6 protein-coding genes are annotated in these 6,748 nt (G+C 64.3%); all 6 read left to right on the forward strand.

What is annotated here, in order from left to right; translation table 11 throughout:
- Positions 1-7 precede the first annotated feature (7 nt).
- Positions 8-928: an ABC transporter permease gene (locus ACPYOI_RS22365; protein ID WP_481416794.1), complete on the forward strand. Its 921-nt coding sequence runs from the start codon at positions 8-10 to the stop codon at positions 926-928.
- Positions 929-938: 10 nt separating this feature from the next.
- Complete coding sequence (locus ACPYOI_RS22370; protein WP_481416795.1) at positions 939-1,802, forward strand: ABC transporter permease; 864 nt, start codon at positions 939-941, stop codon at positions 1,800-1,802.
- A gap of 10 nt (positions 1,803-1,812) precedes the next feature.
- Positions 1,813-2,598 carry an SDR family NAD(P)-dependent oxidoreductase gene (locus ACPYOI_RS22375; RefSeq protein WP_481416796.1) on the forward strand — a complete coding sequence of 262 codons (786 nt, stop codon included), beginning with the start codon at positions 1,813-1,815 and terminating at the stop codon, positions 2,596-2,598.
- 4 nt (positions 2,599-2,602) lie between these two features.
- On the forward strand, positions 2,603-3,598 hold the full coding sequence (locus ACPYOI_RS22380; protein WP_481416797.1) for an ABC transporter ATP-binding protein: 996 nt from the start codon (positions 2,603-2,605) through the stop codon (positions 3,596-3,598).
- Positions 3,595-4,566, forward strand: coding sequence for an ABC transporter ATP-binding protein (locus ACPYOI_RS22385; protein WP_481416798.1), 972 nt, complete (start codon positions 3,595-3,597; stop codon positions 4,564-4,566). Before ACPYOI_RS22380 ends, ACPYOI_RS22385 begins: the two co-directional genes overlap by 4 nt.
- A gap of 10 nt (positions 4,567-4,576) precedes the next feature.
- The coding region (locus tag ACPYOI_RS22390; protein ID WP_481423373.1) for a penicillin acylase family protein at positions 4,577-6,748 on the forward strand (2,172 nt) is incomplete at its 3' end.

Here is a 6,748-nt window from a genome sequence, read left to right on the forward strand (position 1 = left end):
CACGACCATGTTGACATACGCCGTCGAGCGTTTGATACAGGCGATCATTGCGATCTTCGGCGTTCTCACCATCGTGTTCGTCGTGATGCATCTCTCGGGCGATCCGACCCTGCTGCTCGTGCCGCAGGACGCATCGGCCCAGATGATCGCGGATCTCCGCCACCAGCTCGGTTTCGACCGGCCGATCTCGGTGCAGTACCTGGATTACCTTCAGGGGCTCGCCCGGTTCGATTTCGGTGTTTCCGCCGTGCAACGCGTGCCGGCATTCGATATTGTCATGTCGCGCGTGCCCTATACGATGATGCTCGCCGCCGGCGCGCTGGTGGTGGCGATCGGTATGGGCATCCCGGCCGGCATCCTGATGGCGACGAACCGCGGCGGTTGGCTGGAACGGCTATTGACCGCGATCGTCGTCACCGGCCAGAGCGTGCCGACCTTCCTGTCCGGCATCGTATTGATCTTCGTCTTCGGCGTCGCGCTGCGCTGGCTGCCGACCTCCGGCTCCGGCGACTTCGCCTCGCTGATCATGCCTTCGATCGCGCTGGGGGCAGTATCCATGTCGACCTTCGCGCGCATGACCCGCATCTCGATCATCGACGAGCTCGGCAAGGATTATGTCCGGGCCGGCCGCGCCCGCGGCCTGTCGATCGGCTCGGTTGTGGTGCACCATGTGCTGCGGAACGCGGCGATCCCGGTCATCACCATCGCCGCGCTCGAAATCGGCAACCTGCTGGCCGGCGCGGTCATCATCGAGACGGTCTTTGCCTGGCCGGGCATCGGCCAGCTCGCCATCCAGTCCATCCAGTCGCGCGACTTCCTGGTCGTCCAAGTCATCGTGCTGCTGATCTCCTTCGTTTACGTGTTGACCAGCGTGCTTGCGGATTTCGTCTATGCGCTCGTCGATCCGCGTATCCGCCTGATCCGCTGAGGAGGTATTCATGAACACCGCCGTCCTCGCCCTCGGTCAACGCATTCGCCGGGTCCCCCTGTCAGTCATCATCGTCTCGATCATCTTCCTGGTGATCGTGACCCTCGCGATCCTTGCCCCCTGGGTCGCGCCGGCCGATCCGAACAAGCAGACCCTGCTCGCCCGCCTGAAGCCGCCGGGCTTCGAACTGCGCGGCTTCACCTACTGGCTCGGCACCGACGACCTCGGTCGCGACCTGCTCTCGCGCACCATCTACGGCGCCGGCGTCTCGCTTTCGGTCGCGGTCCTCTCCGTCGTCGTCTCGACGCTGGTCGGCGTCACCCTCGGCATGGTCGCCGGCTGGTTCCGCGGCAAGATCGAGATCCTCATCATGCGCCTTGTCGACATCATGATGTCGATCCCGGCGATCCTGCTTGCGGTGCTGACGGTCGCCGTGCTCGGCCCGGGCTTCCTGAAGCTCGTCCTGGTGCTCGGCCTGACCCGCTGGCCGCGTTACACCCGCGTCGCCTACGCCCAGACGCTGCAGGTTTCCAACCTGCCGTTTATCAAGGCTTCGGAACTCGCCGGTGCCGGGGCGGCGCGCATCCTCTTCCACCACATCCTGCCGAACATCGCCGGGCCGCTGCTGATCGTCGCGACTGCCGAATTCGGCCTGATGATCCTAATGGAAGCCGGCCTTTCCTTCCTCGGCCTCGGCATCCAGCCGCCAGCCGCAAGCTGGGGCTCGATCATGAGCGTCGGCCGCCAGTATCTCGAGCGGGCCTGGTGGATCGTCGCCTTCCCCGGCGCCTGTCTCTTCCTACTCGTCTTTTCCGTCAACGTGCTTGGCGACTGGCTGCGTGACCAGATCGACCCGCGTTCGCGTTCTCGCTGAGGTTTTACCCATGGAATTCGAAAACAAGACCATCGTCATCACCGGCGCCGCCGGCGTCTTCGGCCGCTGGATCGCCGCCTATTTCGCGCAGGAAGGCGCAAGGCTTTGCCTCAGCGACATCCGCATGGACGGGCTGGAAAAGGCGGTCAGGGAACTTGGCCTCGACCGGTCGAAGGTGCTGCTGCACGCGACCGAACTGACGAGCGACGCCTCCATGCTGGACCTCGTCGATCTCGTGCGCCGCGAATGGAAGGCGCCGGACATCCTGGTCAACAATGCCGGCATCTATACCCGCTTCAGCCTGCTTGACATGGAATTCTCCGACTGGGACCGTGTCTTCGGCGTCAACCTGCGGGCGCCCTTCGTGCTGTCGCGTGAAATGGCGAAGCTGATGATCGCAGAAGGCAAGCAAGGCTCGATCGTCAACATCTCGTCTGGCGCAGCCCGCAAGATGAACCAGAATTCCGTGCCCTACTGCACTTCGAAGACGGCGATAGAGCGCCTCTCGAAGGGTTTTGCGATGGAGCTCGCGGAATACGGCATCCGCGTCAACGTCGTGGAGCCGGGTTTCGCGCCTGGCAGCGAGGTGAGCGAGCTTTCCGACGAATATGTCACCAACATGCTGAAGAACATCCCGCTCGGCCGCGCGAGCGGCCCGCAGGATGCGCCAGGCGCGATCGCCTATCTCTGCTCCGACAAGGCCGCCTTCATCACCGGTGCCGTGCTCTCCGTCGACGGTGGCAATTCGATCGGCAACTACAAGCGGCCCGAGCGGGCCAAGACCGGAGGGGCTTAAGGGAATGGACGCTGCCGCAACCCCGCTGCTTGCCGTCGACAGGCTCACCATTGACATCGGTGGCGCCAAGGTCGTCGACGACGTCTCCTTCGCCGTGGCGCCCGGCAAGGTCATGGCGCTGGTGGGCGAATCCGGCTGCGGCAAATCGCTGACCTCCTATGCCATGCTCGGCCTGCTGCCGCCGGCAGCCCGCCGTACCGGCGGCCGGATCATGCTCGACAACACCGATCTTGCCGCAATGTCGGAGCGGCAGTTCCGCAAGGCCCGCGGCAAAGATATTTCCATCATCTTTCAGGAGCCTAGCGCCTCGCTCGACCCACTGACGACGGTCGGCGCGCAGATCGCCGAGGCCTACCGCGTGCATCACGGCGTCTCGAAGGCCGAAGCTTACCAGAAGGCGCGGCAGATGCTCGCCGATGTCGGCATTCCCGATCCCGACCGGCGGCTGCATCAATATCCGTTCGAACTTTCGGGCGGCATGTGTCAGCGCATCATGATCTCGATCGCGCTGATCTGCGGTCCGCGCGTGCTGGTCGCAGACGAGCCGACCACGGCACTCGACGTGACGATCCAGGCGCAGATCCTTGATCTCATGAAGAAGCTGGTAGCCGAGCGCGGCACCGCAATCGTCATGATCACCCATGACATGGGCGTGGTCGCCGATATCGCTGACGAGGTAGCGGTCATGTATGCTGGCCGCATCGCCGAGATCGCCCCGGTTCACGCGCTCTTTCGCGAACCGAAGCACCCCTATACGGCCCTGCTTTTGGCTAGCGTACCGAAACTCGATGACGCTCCCAAGGCGGATCTGGCGACCATCGAGGGCACAGTGCCGACACCGAGCGAATTTGGCGTCGGTTGCCGTTTCGCGGACCGCTGTCCGCTCGTGACAGACAAGTGTCGCAACGAACAGCCGCCGCTGATGGATTGTGGCGGGGGCCATCGCTCGGCGTGCTGGCATATCGATCGCATGAGGGAAATCCGCGAGGTTGCGGCATGAGCGACAAAGTTCTCGAAATCCGTGACGTCGCGGTGCATTTCGGCGGCCACAGCGGCTTGCTCGGCAAGGCCGGACCGGTTGTGAAGGCGGTCAACGGCGTGGATCTCACGATCGGCCGCGCCGAGACAGTGGCGCTGGTCGGCGAATCCGGCTGCGGCAAGTCCACGCTCTCCAACACGATCGTCGGCCTGCAGGCGCCGGTTTCCGGCAGCGTCAAGATCAGCGGCGAAGAAGTGGTCGGCGCCGACAAAAAGAAGCTCAACGATATCCGTCGCAAGGTGCAGATGATCTTCCAGGACCCGGCGCTATCGCTCGACCCGCGCTCGACGGTGGGTGCCACGATCGCCGAACCGCTGATCGTGCGCGGCGTCGCTCGTGGCAAGCAGCTCAAGGCGCGCGTCGCGACGCTCCTGCAACAGGTGGGCCTGCGACCCGAACATGCGGACCGTTATCCGCACCAGTTTTCCGGCGGCCAGCGCCAACGCGTGGTGATTGCCCGCGCGCTAGCGCTCGAACCGGACCTCGTCATCTGCGACGAGCCGGTCTCGGCGCTCGACGTGTCGGTACGGGCGCAGATACTCAACCTGCTGGTGGCGCTACAGAAGCGCACCGGCGTTTCCTATCTCTTCGTCTCGCATGACCTCGGCGTGGTTCGTCACATTTGCGACCGCGTTGTGGTCATGTATCTCGGCCGTTTCGTCGAAATGGCCGACCGCGACACCTTTTTCGCCAACCCGAAACATCCCTATACCAAGGCGCTGATGTCGGCGGTGCCGGAAGCCGACCCCGTTGTACAGCGCTCGAAAGAACGGCTCATTCTCGGCGGCGAGCTGCCGAGCCCGGCCAACATCCCCTCCGGCTGCGCCTTCAACACGCGATGTCCGCTTGCGACCGAGATTTGTTCCAGGGAACGACCGGAACTGACCCCGCGCGCCGATGGCGCTCGCGTCGCCTGCCATCACGCATAAGAGTACTGCCATGACCGATACCCCGACGAACGAAACCCTCCGACTGATCGGCCTCGAGGCCGAGGCGGAGATCCGTATCGACCGCTGGGGCATTCCGCATATCAAGGCGGCGAGCGAGAAGGACCTGTTCTTCGCGCAGGGCTTCAACGCGGCACGCGACCGGTTGTGGCAGCTCGACCTGTGGCGCAAGCGCGGCCTCGGTCTCCTGGCCGCCGATTTTGGTCCGGGCTACCTGGCGCAGGATCATGCCGCCCGACACTTCCTCTATCGCGGCGACATGGCGGCGGAATGGACAGCTTACGCGGCGGATACGGAGGCGATCTGCACCGCCTTCGCCGCCGGCATCAATGCCTATATCGCGCTCTGCGGGGCTGAGCCTTCCCGCCTGCCGCCGGAATTTGCCGTCTTCGGCACAAAGCCGGCACGTTGGCAGCCTTCGGACGTCGTGCGTATCCGCAGCCACGCACTGACCCGCAACGGGCTCTCGGAAATCCTGCGCGCCAACATCATGGCGCTGGCCGATGCCGAGACCGACCTGTTGCGTTACGAGATCGATCCGCCGGTTGAACCGAAGCTGGCCGAAGGTATCGTGCTCGCCGACATCCCGCTTGAAGCGACCCGCCTGTTCAAGCTCGCCACCGCGCCGGTCACCTTCGACAAAGCCCGGCTTGCCGCCACGCTCGATGATGTCTGGAAATGGACCGAGGTGACCGATCTCGGCGACGTCATCCAGGCAACCATGGAAGAGGGCTCCAACAACTGGGCCGTTAACGGTTCGCGCACTGAGACCGGCCGGCCGATCCTCGCGAGCGACCCGCACCGGGCGCATGCGGTGCCCTCGCTGCGTTATCTCGTGCATCTCGAGGCGCCGGGCCTCAACGCCATCGGCACCGGCGAACCGACCGCCCCGGGCATCTCGCTCGGCCACAACGAAAAGACCGCTTTTGGGCTGACCATTTTCGGCGCCGACCAGGAAGACATCTATGTCTACGAGACGAAGGACGGCGACCCGGAGCAGTATCGTTATGGCGACGGCTGGGAGGCGATTACCCGCCTGGAGGAGCAGTTCGTGGTCAAGGGCTTTCCCGACCAGATCCTGACGCTCTCCTTCACCCGTCACGGCCCGATTCTGCAGGAGAATCCGAAGAAGCGGCAGGCGATCGCCATGCGCTCCGTCTGGCTGTCGCCGGGCTCGGCAGCCTATCTCGGCAGCCTGTCCTATATGCGCAGCAGCTCGGTGAAGGCATTTTCCGAAACGCTTTCGCACTGGGGCACGCCCTCGGTCAACCACGTCAGCGCCGACGTGGAGGGCAATATCGGCTGGTTCACTGCCGGCTTCACGCCGATCCGGCATAACTGGGAGGGCCTCCTGCCGGTACCGGGTCACGGCTCCCATGAATGGGACGGCTTCCTGCCCGCTGACCAATTGCCGCGCAAATACAATCCGGCTGAAGGTTTCGTGGCCTCCGCCAACGAGATGAACCTGCCTGCCGACCGCGATTCGAACGCGCCGTCGATCGGTCATGAATGGGCGGAAGTCAGCCGCGCCCAGCGCATCAAGTCCGTGCTCGCCGGCGACGCGAAGCACACGCTGAAGGGCTCGACCGCGCTGCAGACGGATACCTATTCCCGCCCGGCCGCAACGATCTGTGGCGTGCTGGACAGGGTTACCGCCCAATATCCGCTCGATGAAACCCAGAAACAGGCGCTTGCTCTCTTCAACGGCTGGGATCACCGGCTGGACGCCACAAGCGCCCCGGCCGCCCTCTTCGAAGTCTGGTGGATGAAGCATCTGCGGCCTGCGCTGCTCGCGAAATTCGCGCCGAATCCGACCGTCCGGCAATTGCTACTGCCGGGCGATGTCGACCGCATGCTGACCCTGCTCTCGGAACCCGGTTCTCATTGGAGAGAGGCCGAGCGCGACACCATGCTGTTATCGACGCTGTCTGCCGGTTTTGCCGATTGCGAAAAGCGCTTCCGCACCGATCCGGCCGCCTGGCAATGGGGCGGTCTGCATAAAGCGCGCTTCGAGCATGCCACCAGCGGCATTAAGGCGGAAGGTGCAATCACCTGGAATGTCGGTCCCTTGCCAACCGGTGGCAGCCGCTCCACGCCCATGCATGCCGGCTACCGGATGAGCGATTTCGGCGTCAGCGCCGGCGCGTCGGTGCGGCTCGTCATG

The organism is Rhizobium sp. SVR5-2C, assembly GCF_056755115.1.

What these genes read in the sequence shown, in the direction of transcription:
- ACPYOI_RS22365 (WP_481416794.1), top strand. Translation starts at nt 8, where the DNA reads ATGTTGACATACGCCGTCGAGCGTTTGATACAGGCGATCATTGCGATC.
- ACPYOI_RS22370 (WP_481416795.1), top strand. Translation starts at nt 939, where the DNA reads ATGAACACCGCCGTCCTCGCCCTCGGTCAACGCATTCGCCGGGTCCCC.
- ACPYOI_RS22375 (WP_481416796.1), top strand. Translation starts at nt 1,813, where the DNA reads ATGGAATTCGAAAACAAGACCATCGTCATCACCGGCGCCGCCGGCGTC.
- ACPYOI_RS22380 (WP_481416797.1), top strand. Translation starts at nt 2,603, where the DNA reads ATGGACGCTGCCGCAACCCCGCTGCTTGCCGTCGACAGGCTCACCATT.
- ACPYOI_RS22385 (WP_481416798.1), top strand. Translation starts at nt 3,595, where the DNA reads ATGAGCGACAAAGTTCTCGAAATCCGTGACGTCGCGGTGCATTTCGGC.